Here is a 22086-nt window from a genome sequence, read left to right as displayed (position 1 = left end):
GCTCCAGCTCACGTGGCGGACGCCTGGACCGGCGCGCCCCGCCGGCGAATCACGCGCAGCAGGCCTTGCAGCTCATCCAGGCGCACCGCGCCAGTCACCAACACGAGGACGATGTAGAGGCCGGCGCCCACCACCAGCCGCGTGGGGCCCAGGCCCGCCAGCGCGAGGTGCACGCCCGTCACCACGCCGCAGATGATCAGCGTCTTGATCAGCCGGATGACGCTCTGCCTGTCATAGGCGCGGCGGCCCACGGCCCACACCAGCAGGGCCACGGCCACCACCTCGCAGACGAACAGCCCCAGCGCGGAGGCGCACGCGCCGCCCACCGGGCCGAACCACGCCAGGAAGGGGCGCGAGAGCGTCAGGTTGATGGTCGAGTTGAGCACCATGGACACCACCGAGGTGCGCGTCACCCACCAGCCCTTCCCCATCGCCGTGAGCACGGCGGCGCAGACGATGGCCACGTACGTGAGCGCGAGGATGGGGGCCTGCAGCCGCAGCACCGTCGCGGCCGGAGCGAAGCGGTCGCCATACACGAGGTGGACCCAGGTGTCCGCGCCCAGCGCCATGGCCAGCGTCAGCGGAAGGGAGAAGGCGGTCACCGCCTCCAGCGTGCGGCGGGTGAGGCGGAAGAACTCCTCCTGCGAGTGCGCCACGGCGCGTGCGAGCAGCGGCATCAGCACCCAGGTGAGCACCGGGGCCGCCATCAGCGTCATGCCCGCCAGGTTCCACCCGGCGCCGTACCAGCCCACCTCCGTGGTGTTGGTGAGGAAGCCCAGCAGGAAGATGCCCATGGGGCCGTTGGCCGCCAGCGCCGCCTCGTTGAGGAAGAAGGGCAGCGCCCCCATCAGCGCCTCGCGCGTGCCTCGCACGTCCACCCGGAACTGCAGGCCCGCGTGCTGGCGCGACAGCCGGTAGAGCACCGCCGCCCGCACCACCTCCGAGGCGAGGATGGGCACGCCCAGCCACGGCAGCGGCAGCCGGAACAGGAGCACCAACAGCTGGCCGCCGCCCCACACGCACTTGGTGGCGATGTTGGCCACCGAGAGCCCATCCACTTGCTCTCGCGCATGGAGCACCGCCGCCAGCGTCCCGTTGCACCGGTAGAAGAGCTGGTACACGCCCAGCAGCAGCACCAGCAGCCGCAGGTAGCCGGGCTTGCCCTCCAGGTGCATCAGCCCCTGCATCACCCCGAGCAGCACCACCGCCATCAGCCCTTGCAGCAGCAGCGTGCCGCCGAAGAACTCGCTGGCGTGGTCCGGCCGCAGCGCCACCTCCTTGCGGATGTAGACCTCCAGGCCCAGGCCGGCCAGCACGAAGAAGACGGCGGTGAAGCCCTCCGAGGCCCAGTTGAACTGGCCGAACGCCTCGGGGCCGAGCACGCGCGGCAGCAGCAGGCGCACCGCCAGGGCGATGCCGTACGTCACCATCAGCGAGCCGCCCAGCTTCACGGCGTTGCGCATGGACGTCGTCAGGTCCAGCGAGGCAGGCTGAGGAACCACAGGAGACGCCGCGGCGCTCGGATCAGGGATGGGCGTGGACATGGGCGGGCCGACGGGAGGAAACCCTCCCAGTGAACGACAGCCCCGCACTCGCGTCAATTCGCGGGCAGCTTCCCCGCCTCTGGACCAAGCCGCCGGGCTCGCACCGCCCGCGGCCCGCCGGGTGCTCCCGGCGCGCTAGCTGGCGCCGTTGCCGGTGATGACGACGGGCACCGTCTTGAGGATGAGCCCCAGGTCGGTCAGCAGGGTCCAGTTGTCGATGTACTGCATGTCCAGGTACATCCACTCCTCGAACGAGATCTGGTTGCGGCCGGAGACCTGCCAGATGCACGTGAGGCCCGGGCGCACCGACAGCCGGCGGCGCTGCCAGGCGGCGTACTTCTCCACCTCCTTGGGCAGCGGCGGGCGCGGGCCCACCACGCTCATCTCGCCGCGCAGCACGTTGAGCAGCTGCGGCAGCTCGTCGATGGAGTACTTGCGGATGAACCGCCCGATGGAGGTGATGCGCGGATCCTTCTTGATCTTGAACACCGGGCCGGTCTGCTCGTTCATCGCCTCCAGCTTGGAGAGCAGCTCCTCGGCGTTGACCACCATGGAGCGGAACTTGAGCATGTTGAACGGCTTGCCGTGCAGGCCCACCCGCTTCTGCTTGAAGAAGATGGGGCCGCGCGAGGTGAACTTGATGATCAGCGCCACCGCGATCAGCAGCGGCGAGAGCACCACCAGGCCCGCCGCCGACGCGGTGATGTCGAACAGGCGCTTGATGGCCATCTGGTGAGGCCGCGGCGCGTGCGTCACGAAGTGCAGGTAGCCATCGGCCACCGCGTGGCCGTGCTCGGGGCGCGCCCGGTCCATGCGGAACGGGTGCGCCGGCAGCGCGAACGGGATGCCGAAGCGCTCGCACAGCTTGAGGGCCGCCTGCATCTCCTGGCCGTGCTTCTGCACGTTGCCCGAGATGTAGACGACGTCCACCGGCACCCGGCACAGCACCTCCTCGAGCTGCTCCACCTTGCCCAGCAGCGGCTGCGGCGAGTTGGGGTTGGACTGCTCGTTGCCAAAGGCCAGGTACCCGGTGACGCGGCGGCGGCCGTGCTCCGCCAGGTGCTCGCCGGTGAGCCGGCCCATCGCGCCGATGCCCAGGACGAGCGCCTCGTCGATGGGCTCCTCGCGCACCGCCAGCCGGCGGAACACGAAGTGGCGCAGCCCCACCACGCTCAGCCACAGCACCAACGGGAAGAAGGTCAGCGCCACCACGGGCATGCCGCCGGCAATCAGCAGGCGCTCCAGGTAGAGCATGCCGGTGATGGACACCACGGTGATGGACACCAGCGCCAGATCATCCAGCGGCGCCCGGTCCGAGAAGCGCGGATCGTACAGGCACAGCGCGGTGCCCAGCAGCAGCCAGCCCAGCCCCGCCATGCCCAGCAGCAGCCAGAGATCCAGGTTGGTGACCTGGAGCGAGTGCCCCATCAACCGCGTGGAGCCCAGCAGCGCCACCACCACCACCATGAGATCCACCAGCAGGTTCAGCTTCGCGGCGAAGCCCGGCGCGAGCCGTCCGCGCATGGACTTCTGGGGCTGCATTGGCGGCGGTGGGGTGACCAGCCGCGGCGCCTCCGCGGTTGAAGCAGGCCCTACGGGCTCAGCCGCCGGTGAGTTCTCGGAGATGTCTTTCTGGACCGATGCGGATTGCATGCCAAGCTCCCCACGACCCAGGCAACAGCCCTGGGGTGACACCGCCCACCGGCGAAAGTGGGCAAGAAATCACGGCACCACCACGCTTTGGACCGGGCAAGATTGTACGGGTCCTCGAAAAGTGCACGCAAGCAAGCCGAGAAATCCTGGCATACGAGCACCTTCCAGGTGGGGCTGCCTCCCCGCCGCGAGAGAAATCCCTCCTTCTCCCAAGCGCTTGCGCGGGCCGTTACTGACAGTGATCACTACATGTCACTTCGCTCGAAGACGACCTGTAGGGTTGCCTGTCAGAGCCGCTCGCGGCTTTTCCCGGGAGTACCTGATCCCAATTTCACCGGCCGGGTTTGGCGCGACGTGTCGAAGAGGCTCGCTTTTCAGAAGGGCGCGAGGATGCGCTCCACGTAGCGGCCCACGGAGAAGTCCCGCTCGGCCTTCTCCCGGCCCCTCCGTCCCATGGCCTCGGCCTGCTGGGGGTTTTCCAGTAACCAGCGGATCCGCTCGCGCAGCTGGGCGGGGTTGCCAGGCTCCACGTGGAAGCCGGTGACGCCGTCCTCGAGGAAGCCCTCCACGTACGGGTTGCGCGTGAGGATGACGGGCTTGCCCATGGCCATGCCCTCGAGCGCCACGGTGATGCCGCTGATGATGGGCCGGGCCAGCGGCACCACCACCACGCGGGACTCGGCGTAGAGCTGGCGCAGGTTGGCGTAGGTGCCCCACGAGCGCATCTCCACGTTCGGCGGCAGCGCCCGGGCCTGCTCGTGCTCCTTGCCCGCCACCGAGTAGCGCCACACCGTGTCCGCGGCGATCTTCACCTCCGCGTCCAGGTCCATGGCCGCTCGGATCAATGAGTCGTAGTCGCGGTTCACCGCGCCCGCCGCGCACACCTGGCGCTTCGTGGGCTGCTCGGGCTGGGGACGGAAGTAGTCCGTGTCCACCCGCGAGTAGATGACGGAGACGCGCTCGCTGGGAAAGCCGTACTCCTCCACCAGGATGCGCTGGCTGTGCGGGGACAGGCACAGGAAGTGATCCACCCGCCGCGCCAGCCGCAGCTTCGACAGCGCCAGCCACCGCTTCTTGCTGGCCACGTTGTGCAGCAGCATCACGATGCGGCGCTTGCGGCGGCTCAGCAGCGCGTCCACCGCCAGGAACTGGATGCCGGGGAACTCCTCGGCCAGGAGGATGTTGCGCGCCTCGCGCGTCTCGCGCCACGCCTCCAGCGCGAACCGGGCGCAGTCCGCGTTGGAGGCTGGGTTCATCCCCCGCTGCGCCATGGAGACCACCTGCGAGAAGACCCCGAGGTTCATCGCCGCGAACTCGCCCATGGGGCCCTTCTTCGCCAGCGCGTCGTTCACGCGCTTGGCCGGCTCACCCACGCCGATGTATGCGGAGTCTTGCAGCATCGCGTCCCTCTGGCCGTGCGGCCGGTTGGACCCGCCCTCTATCACGTCCCCTCGGCGGAGCGCGCGGGCAGTGACACCGTGAAGACGGTGCCCACCCCCTGCTCGCTCTGCACCGCGATGTCTCCCCCGAGCCGGCGGACGATGTCCCGGCTGATGGCGAGCCCCAGCCCGGTGCCCGTCGTCATCCCCTTCGTCGTGAAGAAGGGCTGGAAGACGCGCGACAGGTGCTCGGGGGCGATGCCCGGCCCCGTGTCCGCCACCTCGATGATGGCCCGGTCTCCCGCCCGGTGCGAGGAGACGCGGATCTCCCGCTTCGAACCCTTCCACTCCGACAGCGCCTGCGCCGCGTTGATCAGCAGGTTGCTGAAGACCTGGGAGACCCGGCCGGGGCTGCCTTGGACCTGGAGCCCCTCGGCCAGCTCCACCACCAGGGTGGCCGCCGGCGTCGTCTCCGCCCGGGTGATGCGCAGCGCCGAGCGGATCGCCTCGTTCAGCTCGAACCAGCCCGTGGCCGCGTCATCCATCCGCGACAGCACCCGCATGTCCCGGACGATCTCGACGATGCGGCGCGTGCCGTCGTAGGCCTCGCTCACCGCCTCCTGGATGGACTCGAACTCCTCCTGCTGGCGAGGCCCCCAGGAGAGCCCCTCCGGCTGTCCGCCGGGCTCCGACTTGTCCAGCTTCAGGCTCCGGCTCAGCGTGGCCAGCCCCTGCTGGATGAAGCGGAGGTTGCTCAGGACGAAGGAGGCCGGGTTGTTGATCTCGTGGCTGATCCCGGCCGCCACCAGCCCCATGGAGGCCATGCGCTCGGAGGCGGAGAGCTGGCCCGCCATGCGCCCGTTCTCCAGCGCCAGCACCGCGTGCGAGGCCAGCAGCGAGGCCCGGTCCAGCTCCCCCCGGCTCAGCGGCCGCGCCTCGGAGCGGCGCAGGATGACCAGCACCCCGAGCAGCCGCTCCCCGGCGATCAAGGGCAGCAGCAGGCTCGACACCTCGGCGGGCAGCGCCAGGAAGCCCTCGAAGCGCCAGTCTCCGCCCAGCGGCCCGAGCACCGCGGGGGTCTGATCCTGCGGGAGCATGCGCGCCATCCGCTCCCCGAGCGCCAGGGCGAGCGCGCTCTCCTGCTCGTTCGCCAGCCCGTGGGAGTGCGCCGCCTGGAGCCGCCCGTCCGTGTCCGGCAGCGCGAGCATCACCGCGTCCGCGACCATGAACGAGCGCACGCTCTCCACGATGGCGCGCGGCAGCTGCTCGAGCGCGTTCTGCTCGAAGAGGGCCTGGCTCAGCCGCACCAGATCCGTGGAGACGTTGAGGCGGCGCCGCTCCAGCGCGCGCGTCACGCAGGAGAACAGCTCCTGGAGCTTGAAGGGCTTGCGCAGCAGATCGAACGCGCCGGCCCGCAGGCACTCGATGGCCGTGTCCAGCTCGGCGTAGGCGGTGGCGACGATGACCTCGGTGGAGGGCGAGGCCTCGCGCACCCGGCGCAGCAGCTCCACGCCGCCCAGGTTCGGCATCCGCACGTCCGTCAGCACCAGATCGAACGAGGCCTTGCGCAGCCGCTCCAGGGCCTCGGCCCCGTTGGCCGCCTCGTTCACCTCGTGTCCTTCGAGCGAGAGCATTTCACGCAGGAGCCGGCGGATGTCCTGCTCGTCGTCCACAATGAGGATCTGTCCACCCATGGCCGTGCGCTTCCTACTCGGCCGCCGGGAGCGCCAGCCGGAAGACACTGCCCCCCGAGGCGCCCGGGAAGACAGTGAGGTCCGCGCCCATGCGGCTCAGCAGCCGCCAGGCCATCGCGAGCCCGAAGTTCAGGCGCATGGTGTGCCCTCTCCGGGCGTCGGCCTGGATGTGCGGATCGAAGATCTCCGCGCGCCGCGCCTCGGACAGCGCGAGCAGCGGATCCTCCAGCAGCATGACGGGGCGGCCCTCATCGTAGCCGGCGCGGATCATCACCGGCACGGGCAGCGCGCCCGGCTTGGGCGGGGTGGCCTCGCACAGATAGGTGAGGATGCGCCCCAGGCTGACCTCGAGATCATCCCGCCCGACCCGGGCGAAGACGGGGACGGGGGCCTCCAGCTGGATGGGCCGGCTCAGCAGGCCCTCGCGCATCCACCGGCCCAGCAGCTGCACCACCTCCACGCGCTCGGTGGGCGAGCGGGGGCCGCCTCCGGACAGCGCGCGCAGCTCCGTGAGCAAGGTCTCCACGCGGCGCACGCCGTCCATGGCGTCATCCGCCGCGTCCTGCGCGTCCTGGAGGGACACCGCCGTGTCCTCCCCCGCGGCGTTGAGCAGCTTCCAAGCCAGCTCGGCCAGGCGCGGATCCTCCCGCTTCACCAGCTCCCCGGCCACCTCGCGAGCCGTCGACCACAGCGACTTCACGTCCCGCGAGTAAGCGGACAGCGACTGGAGGCTCGTCTTGGTGAAGGCCAGCGGGTTGCTCAGCTCGTGGGTGATTCCGGCGGCCAGCTTGCCCACCGAGGCCAGCTTCTCGGCCTTCACCAGCTCCTCGCGCGTGGCCTCCAGGTCCTTCACCCGGGCCTCGAGCTCGCCGTTGAGGCGCGCCGTCTCCAGCGCCAGCGCGAGCTGCGCCGCGAAGAGGCTGCCGCGCTGGAGCTCCGACACCGAGAACACGGGCTGCCCGACACCCCGCAGGAGGATGAGGCTGCCGGCGGGCGCGTCGCCCACTTGCAGCGAGTACGCCAGCGCCGAGCCCAGCCGGTCCACCGGAGAGAAGGGCCAGTCGCGAGACGAGTTCACCACGCACACCGGCTCCTGGCCCTGGATGGCCCGGCGGGCCAGCTCTCGGAGCGAGGCCCCGGGAATCTCCAGCCCATCCGGGGACGAGCAGATGCCCAGCGTGCTCGTGCCGGGCTCCGGCAGCAGCAGCCGGAAGGCCTGGTGCGGCACCAGGTCCAGCGTCAGCTCGCCCAGGTGGGTGAGCACCTCGCCGCGCGTGCGCAGCGAGAGCAGGGCGCAGCTCACCTCGTACAGCGGCACCAGCGAGCGCAGGCGCCGCTTCTCCACCGCCCGCAGGATGAGGTGGCGCAGCTCGTCGATGTCATACGGCTTGCGGATGTAGTCGTACGCCCCGTGCTTCATGCAGGCCAGCGCCGTCTCCAGGCTCGCGTAGCCGGTGGCGACGATGACCTCCATGTCCGGATCCAGCTCCCGCAGCGCGGACACGGTCTCCACGCCGTTCATGCCCGGCATCTTCAAGTCGGTGATGGCCACGTCGAAGCGGCGCGTGCCCAGCACCTCCACCGCCGCCCGGCCTCCGTCCGCCGTCACCACCTCGAACTCGTTGGAGGGCAGCGAGAAGGCCAGCATCTCGCGCATGTCCGGCTCGTCGTCGATGACGAGCACGGAGATGCCCCCTCCGGGCGTGAGCTCGTGCACGCTGCGCCGAGGCAGGGACGCGGACGCGCCCCGTGAGGAGGACGAGCCCCCCGCGGCGCCCGCTTCCTGGGAGGCGACCAGCCCTTCCCCAGGAGCCTCTGGCGGATGGACTCGTGGATTCACTTCCATGTGGTCGCCTCCATGCGGTGCGCCGGCGCGCCGGCCGCTGGGAGCCACAGCTGGACCGTGGTCCCCGCTCCCGGGGCCGTCTTCACGTCGATGGCACCGCCGTGGGCCTCGACGATGCTCCTTGTAATGGACAACCCGAGCCCCGTCCCCTGCCCAACGGGCTTCGTCGTGAAGAACGGATCGAAGGCCCGCTGGAGCACCTCCTCGGACATGCCGCACCCGGTGTCCTTCACGACCAGCTCCACGCCCGCGTCCTGCGCCACCGCCCGGGCGCTCACGCTCACCGAGCCCCCGCTGGGCGTGGCGTCCAGCGCGTTGGTGATGAGGTTGAGCAGCGCGGCTTCAATCTCCTGCACGCTGACCTCCAGCTCGGGCAGCTCCCGGGGCGAAGGGAGGATCTCGAAGTGGATGTCCGCGCGCCGGGCCTGGCCGCTGACCAGCGCCTGCACCCGCTCGAGCAGGGCGGGCACCGCGACGCGCTCCTGCTGGGAGACCTTCTTGCGAGAGAAGTCCAGCAGCGCCCGGACCAGCTGGGCGCAGCGCTGGGTCTGCCGCTCGATGGCGGCCACCGCCGTGCGCGCACGGTCATCCCACGTGGAGCGCTGCGCCAGCCCCTGCGCGAAGCCGAGGATGATGGCCAGCGGGTTGTTGAGCTCGTGAGAGAGCCCCGCCACGAGCGTGCCCACCGCCGCCATCTTCTCCGACTGCACGAGGGACTCGCGCAGGCGCTTCACCTCGCGCTGATCCCGCATGCTGAAAACATACCCCATGGGTTGGCCGGCCGCGTCGGCGATCCGCGTCACCAGGAGCTGCACGGGGATGGAGCCCTCGGTCTGGCTCGAGAGCCCCACCTCGGCCTCGGCGGGCTGGCCGGCGTTGGCCTGGGTGAGGAGCTGGGCGAAGTGGGCCTGCGAGCCCCCCGGCACCAGCCGCTCCAGGAAGGGGCGCTCGGAGATCTGCGCCAGGCTCCACCCGAAGAGGTGCTCGGCGGCGTGGTTCCAGACGCGCACCTGCCCCCGCAAATCGACCATGGCGATGGCCATGGGCGAGGCGGAGGTGATGTGGGCCAGCAGCGTGAGCTCCTCTCTCGCGCGCAGCAGGACTCGAACGCCCCAGGTGACCAGCACCGCCAACAACGCCGCCAGGAGCACCCCTACTCCCATGAGGAAGAAGTTCACGGCAGGCCCTGTGGCGGCGAGGAGACGCACAGCATCCACCTCAGTCGTTTCATGTACGTCCCATGGCACATCCCCCACAAGCCCGACCTGCCTGGGAGTCGTGACGGAGATAACGCTGGTGGACTCGACGCGCAGAGATCGGACGGCGACACGGACGTGGAAGTCCCCCCTGGGACACACTGACGACGGGCCCTCGCCCGCGGTTCGGTGAGACGACCCGCTTGCCGTGCGGCTCTGACCGATGGGTGACAATGTATCAGGCTCAAACCCAGGGCCTGCAAGCGGCCAGACTCCCCGCTATGGTGGCGGATGTGAGCGCACCCCGGTTCATCCCTGGCCATGAGCCCCCTGCCCGCGGCCGTGAGGACGCCTATGTCTTCGCCGCGCAGGGGTTGGAGCTTCTCGTCGAGGAGCGTGAGGGCGTCCTCTCCATTCCCAAGGGCGCGGCGGTGCCGGAGCTGGCCCAGGCGGGGCACTTCATCGGCACCCTGGATGGGGTGGACTGCTACGCCGCTCCGTACCCGAAGGGACAGGAGCCACCCGCGGGCATGCAGTTGATGGCCGCGCGGGGCCTGTTCCAGAAGGTGGACGAGGTGCTGCTCGCGGTCGCGGGCCGCTCACTGGCCATCGCCGAGTGGGACATCACCCACCGCTTCTGTGGCCGGGATGGCACGCCCACGGAGCTGGTCCCCGGCGAGCGCGCGCGCCGCTGTCCCGTGTGCCACACGCCGTTCTATCCGCGCATCTCTCCGGCGGTCATCGTGCTCATCACCCGGGGGGACACCATGCTGCTGGCGCGATCCTCCAACTTCCCCATGCCTTTCTTCAGCACCCTTGCGGGCTTCGTGGAGCCGGGCGAGTCCCTGGAGGAGGCGGTGGTGCGCGAGGTGAAGGAGGAGGTGGGCGTGGACCTTCAGAACGTGCGGTACTTCGGCAGCCAGCCATGGCCGTTCGGGCGCTCGCTCATGGTGGGCTACACCGCCGAGTACGCCAGCGGCGAGGTGAAGGTGGACGGCAAGGAGATCGTCGAGGCCCAGTGGTTCACCGTCGACAACCTCCCGCGCATCCCTCCGCGCCTGAGCATCGCTCGCCACCTCATCGACTCGTTCATCGAGCGGGTGAAGGGGCGCGCAGGTCCTTCCTCGAATTCCTAGCTCCTCGGCCGCTCTGCCAGGGAGAGGCGGAGCGGCCGCCCGGCCCCGGGCTGGAACGTCCCAAGGCGGGCGCGGGGTTGCATCCGTGCGAGGCCCGCGCTTGCGCTGCTCGTCGCTCGCGATTAAAGCGCCCCCGCTCTACGCCCATGCTCTCCGCGCGCCCTCACATCGAGCCTCGACGCTCCCCCGCCGCCGACTCCGTGGTGGTGAAGGAGATCTACCTCTCCGTCCAGGGCGAGTCCTCCCACGCCGGCCTGCTGTGCTCCTTCGTGCGCCTCACCGGCTGCCACCTGCGCTGCACCTACTGCGACAGCGAGTTCGCCTTCAAGGGCGGCAGCCGCATGAAGAACGCGGACGTGGTGGAGCAGGTGAAGGCCCTGCGCGCCCCGCTCGTCGAGGTGACTGGCGGCGAGCCCCTGCTCCAGCCCGGCGTGTACCCGCTCATGGAGGCCCTGCTCGCCGAGGGCCTCACCGTGCTGCTGGAGACCAGCGGCGCCATCGACGTGCGCCTGGTGCCGCCCGCGGTCCATAAGATCGTCGACATGAAGACGCCCTCCTCGGGCGAGAGCGATCGCAACGACTCCCGTAACTTCACCTCGATGAACGCCAACGACGAGCTCAAGCTCGTCATCGGCAGCCGCGCGGACTACGACTGGGCCAAGGCCCTGATCGCCGAGCACCGCCTGCTGGAGAAGCCCTTCGGGCTGCTGTTCTCCACCGTCTTCGGCAAGCTCCACCCGCGCGAGCTGTCCGAGTGGATCATCGAGGACCGGCTCCCCGTGCGCTTCCAGCTCCAGCTCCACAAGTACGTGTGGGATCCGAATGCGCGCGGCGTGTAGCGCTCAGCTCGGCACGCTGACCGCGACGTAGAGGAGGGCCGCGATCCCCAGCAGCGCCAGCACCAGGTTCACCGCGGCCAGCACGCGGGCCACCTGGGCCTGTCGAATCCCCCGCAGCGGCCCCTCGCCCCGGCGGATGCGCCGCAGTTCGCGCGTGGGCACCCACAGCCCGAGCACGCCCACCACGAGGTTGATGAACGGAAAGAGGAGCAGCACCCCCAACGGCAGGCAGAGGATTCCCAGGATGCTCGCGACGATGAGGGCCTGCACCGCGCGGGAGACGGGGCCGTGCTTATGCAGCCAGGCGATGCAGTCGGCGCAGTAGGCCGCCTCTCCCATCACCTCGGTGCAGGCGCCGCACAGGAAGGTGCCGCAGCGCGTGCATGGCGCCACCGCCATCACGTCCGGGTGCTTCGCGCAGCGCGCGCCGGCTGGCTCAGGCGTGACGATTCACCACCTCCTGGTCCAGGGCCCGCGCCCTGGACTCAATAGTCCGGCGGCAGGCCGACCATCAGCCGGGTCAGGCCGTGCGCTCCGAGCCCCAGGAACACGGCCGCCAGCACCGAGCAGCCGAAGAAGCCCGCGAGGATGAGGTTCTTGCGCGGGTGCTCGAACTGGCTGAAGGCGTAGAAGAGGATGTAGCAGGGGATGAGCAGCACCATCATCCCCGTGCCCACGCTGCGGCGGAATGCGTGCAGGAGCAGGAAGATGGCGCAGACGAAGGTGACGAGCCCGAAGAGGGCAGCGAGCGGCAGGAGCGGCACGATAGGCCACAGATAGCACGGTCCAGGCTTTGCGGCGGCTCCGTGCGCATATAAATGATGCTCACCCGCCACCCCTCCGAGGTACCCCGGCCATGGACAAGTTCAAGACGGTGTTCATCTTCACGCTCGCGGGCGCCCTCCTGGGCAACTGGGTGGCCTCGCTGATCGTCCCCAGCTACCTGGCCTGGAACAACTCCGCGCCGCTGGCCAGCCAGCAGATGTGCGACCTGCCCAAGGCCATCCACGACACCAGCTCCGGGCTCATCCACGGCCAGCTCGTCGGCTCGGGCATCGGCGCCGTGGCCTTCCTCGTGCTGGGCATCGTGTTCATCCAGCTCCGAGCCCGGAAGCAGAAGGCCGCTCAGCCGCCGCCCGCGGCGCCCACTCCCACCGCGAGCTGACGGCACTTCGCGCGGGAGGGAATGCGGCGCTCCGCCGGCCGCTCGGCGTCCCGCTGGCCTCTGCCTTGGAGAGCCTCTTGCCCCTACTTGGGGCGGACCAGGACCGAGGTCATGCCCAGCAGCGTGGCGTGCTCGGGATCCATGATGATCACCTTCAGCACGAAGTATTGGTCCGACGACACCGGGGGCGCCACCCAGCTCGGCTCCTTGACGTTGATGTCACTGAACGAGCCAGCGGGATCCGCCGGCTCCTGGACCCACTTGTAGCTCAACGGATCCCCGTCCTCGTCCGTCACCACCAGGTGCATCCGCACCTCGGTCCCGGAGGCGATCTCTTCCTCGGACACCGCGGGGCCCTCGGTGACCACGGGTGACTTGTTGAACCCTACCCCACAGCCCGTCCCGAGCAGCAGCAGCGACACGACACCCCAGCGAGAGCAGAACGACACCATGGACCGGCCTCCACGTTCAGACATTCAGAATGGGCCGCACGTTAGCCGCTCCCCCCCACACTCGCATCGGCCGGGCGTCGGGGGTGTCAGGCCGAGAGCAACTCCACGGTGAAGCGCGCCCCACCCTCCGGGCGGTTCTCCGCGCGCAGCGAGCCGCCGAAGCCCTCCACGTACTCGCGCGAGAGCGCCAGCCCCAGCCCCGTGCCCTTGCCCTGCGCCTTGGTGGTGAAGAAGGGGGTGAACAGCCGCTGGAGGTGCTCGGGCGCGAAGCCGGGCCCGTTGTCCTCCAGCACCAGGTACACCCGCTGCGCCTGCGCCTGGACCTTGAGCGCCACCCACGGGCCTGACACTCGCGACTCCTCCAGCGCGTCCGCCGCGTTGAGCAGCAGGTTGAGCAGCACCTGCCCCAGCCGCCGCGCATCGGCCCTCACCATGGGCGTCTCCGAGGGCACCTCCACCTCCACCGCCAGCTTCTTCAGCCGCACCGAGGCCAGCCGCATGCTCTCCTCGATCACGTTGGGCAGCGGGCAGCTCCCCACCTGGCGCGGCTCGGTGTCCGGAGCGCCACGCGCCAGCCGCGTGAGATCCTGGACGATCTGCTGGATGCGCTCCACGCCCGCTTGCGTCTCCTGGAGGGCCTCCAGACAGTCGCTCACGGAGTGGCCCTCGCGCGGCAGCTCCTCCAGCAGGAAGCGCAGGTTGGCCTGGATGAAGGCCAGCGGGTTGTTCACCTCGTGCGCCACGCCCGCCGCCAGCCGCCCCACCTGCGCCAGCCGATCCGACTCCTGGGCCCGCGTCTGCGTGGCGGCCAGCGCCTCCTGCGCCTTGCGGTGGTGGGTCTCCGCCTCCACTCGCGCCTTCTTCATCCGCGCGTAGAAGGCCGAGGCCTGCACCGCCACCATCCCCGACGCGGCGATCAGCAGCCCCCACTCCGCGACGATGGAGGCCGGGCGCTCCTCCAGCAGCAGCAGCGTGAGCCCCGTCACGAGGCTGGCCGCCGCGCTCAGCACCGAACGGTGCATCACCCCCATGGACAGGGACATGCCCATCAACGGCAGCGCGCACAGCCACGCGAACACCGGGCTCTGACTGCCGCCCAGCCGCCAGATGATGAGCGCCAGGGCGAGGTTGGGCAGCAGCACCCCGGTGACGAACCAGCCCACCGTGCCCCGGCGGCCCGGCACGAAGCGCTGCAGCAGCCCGAAGCAGGCGATCGTCAGCACCATCCAGCCGGCGCGGATGGCCAGCGTGTCCCAGGGCAGGCGCGGGTGCGCGGCCAGCACGTCAATCACCCAGAACGGCAGGCTCAAGGCGGCCATCCACAGCACCGCCTGCTGCTTCTGCCGGAGGGCTGGATCCAAGAGAAAGCTCACTTCCCGCTGATTTCAGCAATACGGTCAAAATCCAATCTCATGGATTACCGAAGACCGTCAAGTACCCGGAATCACAGTTGTATGGACGCCAAGCGGCCAACCCAGCGCAGGCCCCCAGGCTCCCAGGCAGCGGCTCACGCCCGGGGAGCGCCGCGGGCCCTTCCGCGTCCGCGCGGGGGAGGAGCGATCAGCTGCAGCTTCTCGCCGCGGGACAGGCGCTTGAGGGCGGCCTCCCGGCGCAGGGCCGCGCTTCGGTCCTCGGCGGGCTCGCTCCACACCAGCGTCACCGGCAGCCGAGCCCGGGTGTACGCGGCGCCCTTGCCTCGCCCGTGCGTGGCCAGCCGGCGCTCCAAGTCGTTGGTGGCGCCCGTATAGAGCGTCCCATCCCGGCAGCGCAGCATGTAGACGGTCCAACCGCGAGAGGCGTCCGGCACGCGCGCGACTCTAGCGCAACGCCCCAGGGCTCCAGCGCCACCGCCGCTCAGTTGCCGTAAGCCTGCTCGCCGCACTCATACGCCACCATCAGGGGCAAGCGCATTCCCTCCTCGGGCTCGTCGTCTTCCGCGGGCGGGCCGCACTCGGCCATCACCTCGCAGACGAGCCGCAGCGGATCCTCCTCCCAAGCTTCGAGAATGTGAGCCTCGCTGATCAGCCCCAGGAGCGTTCCCGTCTCTTCCACGACAGGAAGAAGCCGTACCTGGTGCTCGTTCATGACCCTGAGGACACACAAGAGCGTGTCTGTGGGCAAAACGGTGACACCCTTCGACGCTGCCGTTTCCTCGTTCATCCCCTGCTGCTGCATCTCAAAGCCTCCAAAGCCTTAGCCGAGGGGGAGTACTGCAACCGGCCTGCCGACCAAATAAGTTGCTCACTTTTCGACACGGCATCCGACGTGCCAGGCCATAAGCTCCCGGTGTGAGGCGAATCCAAGCGCCGAGGCTGGTCCGCATGGCGGACCTCTTCTCCCGGGCGGTCAACCGAGGCGGCGAAGGGCTGCTGACCCTGCCGTTCCGGCCGGACGAGCTGTACCGGGTGCCCACGGATGACGGGGCGGGCATTGCCCTGGGGCGCTACCACGCACGCGGCGAGCGCCGGTACGCCGAGCCCGTCATCCTCTGTCATGGGCTGGGCGCCAACCGCTTCCACATGGACTTCGACGAGCGCTACAGCCTGGCCCGGTACCTGGCGCGCGCCGGCTTCGAGACGTGGGTGATGGAGCTGCGCGGGCGGGGGTTGGCGGGGCCGGCCTCGGACTTCACCTTTGATGATCAGGCCGAGCACGACGTGCGCGCGGCGCTGCGCACCGTGGTGGCCTCGGGCTCCAAGGAGGTGCTCTGGGTGGGACACTCCAAGGGCGGGCTCCTGCTCTATGGCCACCTGGCCCGCAACCCGGACGCGCCGGTGCGCGCGGCGGTGACGCTGGGCAGCCCGTTCACCTTCGCGGTGCAGCCGGGCCTGCGCGTGTTCATGCGCCGGATTGAGCCGCTGCTGCGGCTCAAGAGCATCCCCACGCGGCGCATCACCAGCATCGCCCTGCTCGGCGCGCCGCCGGGGCCGATGACGCGCTACATGATGCTGGCCGACAACATGGATCCCGACGTGGTGCGAAGGGCCCTGGCCAACGTGCCGGCGGACCTGGCCGGGGGCGTGGTGCGGCAGTTCGCCCGGTGGATCGACACCCACGCCTTCACCTCCTATGACGGGAGCTTCGACTACCGGGTGCCGCTCTCGGAGATCCGCCGGCCCTTCCTGCTGATGGCGGGCAGCCGGGACTTGCTGGCCCCGCCGCTGGCGGTGGCTCGGGCCAAGGAGCACCTTGGGGGGCCGGTGAAGCTGGTCATCGCGGGCAAGGCCCACGGGTTCGCGGCGGACTACGGGCATGCGGACCTGGTGCTCGGCCGCCGCGCGCCGGACGAAATCTTCCCGCTGGTGGAGACGTTCCTCTCCGCGCACGCGAGCCGTGTCTGAGCCAGCGGCTGCCGGTTGTTCAGGCCCGCTCGCCGTGCTAGCCCGAGCGCCCGTCTCCATGTCCGCCCCCTCCCGTTCCCTGCTACTGCTCTCGCTGATGCTCGCGGCGTGCGAGCGCGCTCCGGCGCCCGGGCGCGCCGTGGTGGACGTGCGCAACACGCGGCGGGAGGGCGGCACGTGGGTGGCGCGCTGGCAGGGGGACGGGCTCACCGCCGAGGCCCTGGAGCAGCGCCTCCTGGAGATGAGCCCCGCCCTGCGCGAGCGCTACCAGACGCCCGAGGCGAAGCGCGAGTACGTGGAGAGCGTGGCCCGCTTCGAGCTGCTGGCGCGCGAGGCCATTGCCCGCGGCCTGCAGGATGACCCCGAGGTGCAGGCCAGCTTCAAGCGCGCGCTGGTGAACCGGCTGATGCGCCAGCAGCTGGAGCAGAACCCCGTCACCGTCACGGACGCCGAGGTGGCCGAGGCCTACGCCCGCCAGAAGGCGGACTTCTCACGGCCAGCCCAGGTCCGCCTCTCGCACATCTTCCTGGCGGCTCCGCGAGCAGATGCCGTGAAGGTGGCCACCGCTCGCGCCAAGGCCGAGGCGCTGATGAAGCAGCTGCGCGCCCTGCCCCCGGCGGACTTCGACACCTTCCGGAAGCTGGCGCGCGAGCAGAGCGAGGAGCCTCGGACCCAGCCGCTGGAGGGGGACATGCGCTTCCTCTCAGAGGAGGCGCTCGCCCGGACGTACGGCCCCGAGGTGCTCGAGGCCACACGCGGGCTGACGGAGCCCGGCGCCCTCGCCGGCCCCGTGCAGACGGAGCAGGGCTTCCACCTCCTCAAGCTCCAGGGGCGGCTGCCCGCGGTGAACCTCTCCCTGGACGAAGTGCGCGATTCACTCGCCGAGCGGCTGCGCAGCGAGAAGCAGACCCGGGCCTGGGCGGACTTCCTCGACACGCTGGCCCAGCGGCAACAACTTTCCATGGATGACGCGGCGATCTCCCGAGTCACCGTGGAGGTGGCGGCCCCCATGCGCGCGCCCTCAGGCCCTCTGCCCGGCACGGTGCCGGCTCCCTTTGCCTCCGGGGGAACGGTTCCATGAAGGCCACCTTGCCAGGCGCTGGGGCAGGCGGCACGGTTGCCCTTCTCTCGAGTCCTTCGTAGAGGAAAGTCTGCATGCGCCTCTTTCCCACCCGCACCGCTTCCCTCCTCCTCGCTCTGGCGCTCGGCGCCCTGGGCGCGGCGGGCTGCCACAAGCCTGATCTCCAGGAGCCCGACCCGAACGTGGTGGCCACGGTGAACGGCGAGGTGCTCAGCCGCGCCGAGTTCGAGCAGGAGCTGTCTCGCGAGCTGGCCTCCGCCGAGGCTCCAGAGCGCACGCCGGAGGAGATTGAACCCTTCAAGCGCGCCCTGGTGGACACGCTGGTGAAGCGGATGATGCTGCTCCAGGAGGCCAAGGTGCAGAACATCACCGTCACGCCGGAGGAGGTGGACCGGCAGATGCTGCGGCTGACGGGCGACTACCCCACGGACGGCTTCAGCAACGCGCTGGCGGAGGGGCAGCTCTCGCTGTCGGAGCTGCGCGCGCGCGAGTCCCAGCGCCTCATCATCGAGAAGCTCTTCTCGCAGACGGTCTACACGCGCGTGGGCGTGACGGAGGAGGACCTGCGCGCGTACTACGCGGCGCACGAGGCGGAGTTCCAGGAGCCCGAGCAGGTCCACGCCGCGCAGCTCGTCGTCAAGGGGCTGGACGAGGCCAAGCGGGTGCAGGCGCAGCTGAAGGCCGGGAAGAAGTTCGCGGACCTGGCGCGCCGCTACTCGTTGAGCGCGGACGCCAAGGTGGGCGGAGACCTGGGCTTCTTCCCGCGAGGGCAGATGCCGCCGGCGTTCGACGAGGTGGTCTTCAACATGAAGCCCGGGCAGGTGTCGGACGTGGTGTCCACGGAGTATGGCTACCACCTGTTCAAGGTCATCGAGTTCAAGCCGGCGAAGAAGCGGGACTTCGCCGAGGTGCGCGGGCAGGTGGAGGCGCGGATGGTGAAGCTCAAGCAGGCCGAGGCGCAGGAGGCCTTCGAGAAGGAGCTTCAGGGCAAGGCGAAGATCTGGGTGAACGAGTCGGCGCTGCAGGCGATCCGCGGGCGCCCCGCGCCGCCGCAGACGACGGTAGCGAAGTAGAACGGTTTCGCGCTCCGAGCCGGGCTCGGGGCCAGCGTGAGGGACGAGATGAAGACGTGGCTGGGAATCATCGCGGCGGTGGCGCTCCTGGTGGGCGGGCTGGCGCGTGCGGAGCTGGTGGACAAGGTGGCCGCGGTGGTGAACCGCGACGTCATCGCGCTGTCCGAGGTGCAGCAGCGGGCGGCGCCCGAGCTGGCGCGGCTGGCGGGCGAGCGGGATCCGCGCAAGCGCAGTGAGCAGCGCAACCAGATCCTCAAGGAGGCGCTGGACACGCTCATCGCCGAGAAGCTGGTGGAGGCGGAGGTCAAGGAGCTGGGGCTGACCGTCACGCCCGCCGAGGTGGACGAGGCGATGGCGGACGTGCAGAAGCAGAACAACATCACGGACCCCGCGCAGTTCGAGCAGCTGCTGGCGCGCGAGGGTTACACGATGAAGACCTACAAGGAGTTCCTCGGCAAGCAGATCGTCCGGGGCCGGCTGATGCAGATGAAGGTGGCGGCCAAGGTGAAGATCTCCGAGGAGGACCTGAAGGCGGCCTACGCGCAATACGCGAAGCTGGAGGGCGACGAGGCGGAGGTCCACGCGCGCCACATCCTGGTAGCGGTGGATCCAAAGGCGACGCCGGAGCAGGTGGAGGCGGCGCGCAAGAAGGCGGAGGCCATCGCCCAGGAGGCGCGCCGGCCGGGGATGGACTTCGCGTCGCTGGCGAAGGCGCGCAGCGAGGGCCCGAGCAAGGAGGATGGGGGAGACCTGGGCTTCTTCCGCCGCGGGGTGATGGTGCCGGCGTTCGAGAAGGCGGCGTTCTCTCTGAAGGTGGGCGAGGTGAGCGATCCCATCCGCACCAACTTCGGCTGGCACGTGCTGAAGGTGGAGGAGAAGCGCGCGGTGGGCGTCACGCCGTACGAGGAGATGAGGCCGAAGCTCGAGGCGCAGCTGCGGCAGCAGAAGACGGAGAAGTTCGTCGAGCAGTACGTGCAGGAGCTGAAGAAGAAGGCCTCCATCGAGGTGAAGCTCTAGGTATGCGCGCGCCCATCGTGGGCATCTCCCTGGGGGACGTGTCCGGCATCGGGCCGGAGGTGACGGCGGCGGCGCTGGCGTTGCCTCGGGTGCGCAAGGCCCTGGTGCCGGTGGTGTTCGGGGATGGGCCCACGCTGGCGCGCTTCCCGGTGTTCAAGCGGTACGCGCAAGCCACGCCGGAGACACTCGGCCGGGCCGCGGGCCCCACGGTGTGCGCGGTGACGACGCTGGCGGAGAGGGATCGCCAGCCCGGCAAGCCGACGCGTGCGGGAGGCAAGGCGCAGTACTCCTACGTGACGGCGGCCATCGAGGCGGCGCGAGCGGGGCTCGTGGACGCGCTGTGCACGGCGCCGGTGTCCAAGGAGCAGATCTCCCGCGCGGGCATTCCGTTCATGGGCCACACGGAGGTGCTGGCGGAGGCCTTCGGCGTGGAGGTGATGATGTTGATGGACGGGCCGCGGGTGCGCGTGGCGCTGGCCACCAACCACGTGCCCGTGTCCGCGCTGCCGAAGCTGCTCACGGTGGAGAAGCTCGTCGAGCAGCTCGCGCTGCTGTCCCGGGAGCTGAAGGCCGTGCTGGGGCGCCGGCCGCGCATCGCGGTGCTGAGCCTCAATCCCCACGCGGGCGAGGGCGGGCTGCTGGGCAGCGAAGAGGTGGAGATCATCTCCCCGGCCATCAAACGGGCGCGGGCGGCGCGGGTGGATGCGCACGGGCCGCTGGCGGCGGATGGGCTCTTCTCCAAGCCGGATGACATCCCCTACGACGCGGTGCTGGCGATGTACCACGACCAGGGGCTCATCCCGGCCAAGGCGCTGGACTTCGAGCGCACGGTGAACGTGACGCTGGGGCTGCCGGTGCCGCGCACCTCTCCGGATCACGGCACCGCGTACTCGCTGGCGGGCACCGGCCAGGCCAGCCCCGGGCCCATGGCCGAGGCGCTGCTCAAGGCCGCGCAGCTGGCGCGGGCCCGCGCTGCTCGCCGGTAGGGCGCCCCGTATCAGAAGATGAACGGGAAGCGGATGGGCCCCATCTGGTTCTGGTGCTTCGGGAACTTCCAGTCCTTCACCAGCCCCTCGATGCAAGTGGCCAACGCCGTGCCGCGCAGCGCCTGGGTCTCCATGGCGACTCCATACGTGGAGCCGTCCGGGGAGACGAACCACCGCATCATGAACTTGCCGCCGCTCAAGCCTGGGATGGCGTCCTTGTTCCGCCGGATGCACGAGGTGATGGCCGGCTGATTGGTGACCACCACCTTCTGGATGTCCTCCGGCGTGAGGCTCTCCTGAATGGTCTCGCCGGGAGCCGGGGGGATCCACACCGACTTCACTCCCTTCGACTCGGGCGCCTTCTGGACAGGCTTGCCCGTGAAGCCCAGCTTCCGAGCGAACTCCTTGTCGAACTCGTCGTACTCGCTCGTCTCGGGCGGAGCGGCCGGCGGCGGCTCGGCCTTCGCCACTGGCGCGGGAGCTACCGGTGGCGGCTGCATGAACGGTGTCTCTTCCTGCGTGTCCTCAAGAGGCGGATCCTCGAGATCACGACGCGCCTGACGCTCCTGGGTGGCAGGGGCTCGACGGGCCTGGGCCGTCTCGCGTGGCTTGACGGTCTCCGCCTTCGTGCTCGCCACCAGGGGCTCCGAGCTGCGAGTCACCGCAGGCGCCTTGCCGCCCGTGGCCTCCACTGGCCGCGACGGCTGCTGCGCGGCGCGAGCGATGGCCACAGGCTCTGCCACGGCCTTGGGCTCCGCACTCGCCGCGGCCTGAACGATGGTTCCAGGTGTCGGCGCTGCCTGGGGCTCCGGGTTCGCTGTGGGCGCGGCGGGAGCAGGCGGCGGCTCGCGCGAAGCGCTCAGGCGCCCGGGCACCACGGGTCCTGGCAGCGCACTCGTGGCCCCTTCCGTCGTTGCATGCCAGTCCGCCACGAGCGGCTCCGGCGGCCGCGAGCGCGGCGAGTCCTTCACGGAGAGCACAGGCTCGGGAGCTGGTGCCGACGGTGGAGGCTGCACGGCGGTGACGCTACCCGCGGGCATGTACGCAGCCGCCACCTGCGTCCGATCAGGCAGGCTGTTGCGCACCATCCAGAGCATCCCAACCACGAGGAGGCTCGCGGTGCTCACGCCCACCAGGACGCCGCTCACGACCCACAGCGTGCGATTGGGAGCGGCGGGAGCCGGAACAAGAGCCACGGGAAGGAGCTGCCCAGGCTGCGACAGGTACGGCACCGCGGCCAACCCCGGCAACGGAGCAGGCGGCGCAACCCACGAGGTCTCCGGGCGGAGCGCCTCGGCGGGCGGGGCGAGCTCCACCTCCGGAGCCGGCTTCGGCTTCAGGTGCGCGGGGATTGGACACTCCCCTGCTTCGAGCTCGATCGCGCTCTCCGCGGGAGCCTCCGGAGGCGGCAGCGTGCGTAGCCACTGCTCCTCCTCGGCGGCCATCGAGAGCACGCTCTGTAGACGCTCCGCGGACTTCTCCGCCGCTGGCGAAGGCTTCAGCGCTGGATCGGGCTGAACGGACAGCTCGCGATCCAGGTAGGCATCCAGCTCGGTGTCGAGTGCTTCTTCCATCTCCCGTTGGACGCCGCTGCCCGGCTGGGCCTTCCACTTCGCGCCCTGAACGGAGGACAAAGCTCCAGATTCCGTCTGATTCTCGACCACACCCCACCCCCACGACCTGT

At 70.1% G+C, this 22086-nt stretch carries 21 protein-coding genes; 8 read left to right on the top strand and 13 right to left on the bottom strand.

All coding sequences use genetic code 11. From position 1 onward, the window contains the following. Window positions 1–8 precede the first annotated feature (8 nt). The 6 genes from ACJ8AT_RS11995 to ACJ8AT_RS11970 form a co-directional block, all read right to left on the bottom strand. Window positions 9–1544, bottom strand: a complete 1536-nt coding sequence (locus tag ACJ8AT_RS11995; RefSeq protein WP_407737825.1) for an oligosaccharide flippase family protein — start codon at window positions 1542–1544, stop codon at window positions 9–11. Between the two features lie 135 nt (window positions 1545–1679). Next, window positions 1680–3197 carry an exopolysaccharide biosynthesis polyisoprenyl-phosphate hexose-1-phosphate transferase EpsZ gene (epsZ, locus tag ACJ8AT_RS11990; protein ID WP_407737824.1) on the bottom strand — a complete coding sequence of 506 codons (1518 nt, stop codon included), beginning with the start codon at window positions 3195–3197 and terminating at the stop codon, window positions 1680–1682. Between the two features lie 374 nt (window positions 3198–3571). Then, window positions 3572–4597: a glycosyltransferase family 4 protein gene (locus ACJ8AT_RS11985; RefSeq protein WP_407737823.1), complete on the bottom strand. Its 1026-nt coding sequence runs from the start codon at window positions 4595–4597 to the stop codon at window positions 3572–3574. A gap of 41 nt (window positions 4598–4638) precedes the next feature. After that, entirely contained in the window at window positions 4639–6270 is a 1632-nt protein-coding gene (locus ACJ8AT_RS11980; RefSeq protein WP_407737822.1) for a response regulator, read from the bottom strand. Between the two features lie 13 nt (window positions 6271–6283). Then, on the bottom strand, window positions 6284–8116 hold the full coding sequence (locus ACJ8AT_RS11975) for a response regulator (RefSeq protein WP_407737821.1): 1833 nt from the start codon (window positions 8114–8116) through the stop codon (window positions 6284–6286). Continuing rightward, complete coding sequence (locus ACJ8AT_RS11970; protein ID WP_407737820.1) at window positions 8107–9294, bottom strand: two-component system sensor histidine kinase NtrB; 1188 nt, start codon at window positions 9292–9294, stop codon at window positions 8107–8109. The genes ACJ8AT_RS11975 and ACJ8AT_RS11970 overlap by 10 nt, the downstream gene beginning before the upstream one ends. A gap of 311 nt (window positions 9295–9605) precedes the next feature. Here ACJ8AT_RS11970 and nudC point away from each other — a divergent pair, with 311 nt between their 5' ends. Together nudC and ACJ8AT_RS11960 are read left to right on the top strand one after the other, a co-directional pair. Next, window positions 9606–10448, top strand: coding sequence for an NAD(+) diphosphatase (gene nudC, locus ACJ8AT_RS11965; RefSeq protein ID WP_407737819.1), 843 nt, complete (start codon window positions 9606–9608; stop codon window positions 10446–10448). Window positions 10449–10594: 146 nt separating this feature from the next. Next, window positions 10595–11287 carry a radical SAM protein gene (locus ACJ8AT_RS11960; RefSeq protein WP_407737818.1) on the top strand — a complete coding sequence of 231 codons (693 nt, stop codon included), beginning with the start codon at window positions 10595–10597 and terminating at the stop codon, window positions 11285–11287. A gap of 3 nt (window positions 11288–11290) precedes the next feature. On the opposite strand, the gene ACJ8AT_RS11955 is transcribed toward ACJ8AT_RS11960, so the two are convergent. Both ACJ8AT_RS11955 and ACJ8AT_RS11950 read right to left on the bottom strand, forming a co-directional pair. Continuing rightward, window positions 11291–11686 (bottom strand): hypothetical protein, encoded by a 396-nt coding sequence (locus tag ACJ8AT_RS11955; RefSeq protein ID WP_407737817.1) that lies wholly within the window; start codon window positions 11684–11686, stop codon window positions 11291–11293. An 86-nt stretch (window positions 11687–11772) separates the two neighbouring features. After that, the gene (locus tag ACJ8AT_RS11950) at window positions 11773–12051 is read right to left on the bottom strand and encodes a hypothetical protein (protein WP_407737816.1); all 279 of its coding nucleotides are present in this window, start codon (window positions 12049–12051) and stop codon (window positions 11773–11775) included. A gap of 92 nt (window positions 12052–12143) precedes the next feature. On the opposite strand from ACJ8AT_RS11950, the gene ACJ8AT_RS11945 reads away from it, so the two are divergent. Beyond that, complete coding sequence (locus ACJ8AT_RS11945; RefSeq protein ID WP_407737815.1) at window positions 12144–12452, top strand: hypothetical protein; 309 nt, start codon at window positions 12144–12146, stop codon at window positions 12450–12452. 83 nt (window positions 12453–12535) lie between these two features. Here the strand turns inward: ACJ8AT_RS11945 and ACJ8AT_RS11940 are convergent, their stop codons facing one another. The 4 genes from ACJ8AT_RS11940 to ACJ8AT_RS11925 form a co-directional block, all read right to left on the bottom strand. Continuing rightward, the gene (locus ACJ8AT_RS11940) at window positions 12536–12904 is read right to left on the bottom strand and encodes a hypothetical protein (protein ID WP_407737814.1); all 369 of its coding nucleotides are present in this window, start codon (window positions 12902–12904) and stop codon (window positions 12536–12538) included. Window positions 12905–12990: 86 nt separating this feature from the next. Then, window positions 12991–14265, bottom strand: a complete 1275-nt coding sequence (locus ACJ8AT_RS11935; RefSeq protein ID WP_407737813.1) for a sensor histidine kinase — start codon at window positions 14263–14265, stop codon at window positions 12991–12993. A 146-nt stretch (window positions 14266–14411) separates the two neighbouring features. After that, window positions 14412–14678 carry a GIY-YIG nuclease family protein gene (locus tag ACJ8AT_RS11930; RefSeq protein ID WP_407737847.1) on the bottom strand — a complete coding sequence of 89 codons (267 nt, stop codon included), beginning with the start codon at window positions 14676–14678 and terminating at the stop codon, window positions 14412–14414. Window positions 14679–14758: 80 nt separating this feature from the next. Continuing rightward, on the bottom strand, window positions 14759–15079 hold the full coding sequence (locus ACJ8AT_RS11925) for an HPP family protein (protein WP_407737812.1): 321 nt from the start codon (window positions 15077–15079) through the stop codon (window positions 14759–14761). A gap of 146 nt (window positions 15080–15225) precedes the next feature. On the opposite strand from ACJ8AT_RS11925, the gene ACJ8AT_RS11920 reads away from it, so the two are divergent. From ACJ8AT_RS11920 to pdxA, 5 genes are all read left to right on the top strand, one after another. After that, entirely contained in the window at window positions 15226–16245 is a 1020-nt protein-coding gene (locus tag ACJ8AT_RS11920) for an alpha/beta hydrolase (protein WP_407737811.1), read from the top strand. A gap of 58 nt (window positions 16246–16303) precedes the next feature. Beyond that, window positions 16304–17326 carry a peptidylprolyl isomerase gene (locus tag ACJ8AT_RS11915; protein WP_407737810.1) on the top strand — a complete coding sequence of 341 codons (1023 nt, stop codon included), beginning with the start codon at window positions 16304–16306 and terminating at the stop codon, window positions 17324–17326. Between the two features lie 74 nt (window positions 17327–17400). Continuing rightward, window positions 17401–18399 carry a peptidyl-prolyl cis-trans isomerase gene (locus ACJ8AT_RS11910; RefSeq protein ID WP_407737809.1) on the top strand — a complete coding sequence of 333 codons (999 nt, stop codon included), beginning with the start codon at window positions 17401–17403 and terminating at the stop codon, window positions 18397–18399. 48 nt (window positions 18400–18447) lie between these two features. Next, a complete protein-coding gene (locus tag ACJ8AT_RS11905; RefSeq protein ID WP_407737808.1) occupies window positions 18448–19416 on the top strand; it encodes a peptidylprolyl isomerase in 969 nt (322 codons plus the stop codon). 2 nt (window positions 19417–19418) lie between these two features. Continuing rightward, window positions 19419–20402: a 4-hydroxythreonine-4-phosphate dehydrogenase PdxA gene (gene pdxA, locus ACJ8AT_RS11900; protein ID WP_407737807.1), complete on the top strand. Its 984-nt coding sequence runs from the start codon at window positions 19419–19421 to the stop codon at window positions 20400–20402. An 11-nt stretch (window positions 20403–20413) separates the two neighbouring features. Here pdxA and ACJ8AT_RS11895 read toward each other — a convergent pair whose 3' ends face one another. Further along, window positions 20414–22036: an AgmX/PglI C-terminal domain-containing protein gene (locus ACJ8AT_RS11895; RefSeq protein ID WP_407737806.1), complete on the bottom strand. Its 1623-nt coding sequence runs from the start codon at window positions 22034–22036 to the stop codon at window positions 20414–20416. Between the last annotated feature and the right edge of the window lie 50 nt (window positions 22037–22086).

The sequence above is a fragment of the Hyalangium sp. genome (assembly GCF_045802625.1).
In the GTDB taxonomy this organism is placed as follows: Bacteria; Myxococcota; Myxococcia; order Myxococcales; family Myxococcaceae; genus Hyalangium.
The sequence above is the reverse complement of the archived record's forward strand: the minus strand, read 5'-3'. Positions and strand labels throughout refer to the sequence as shown.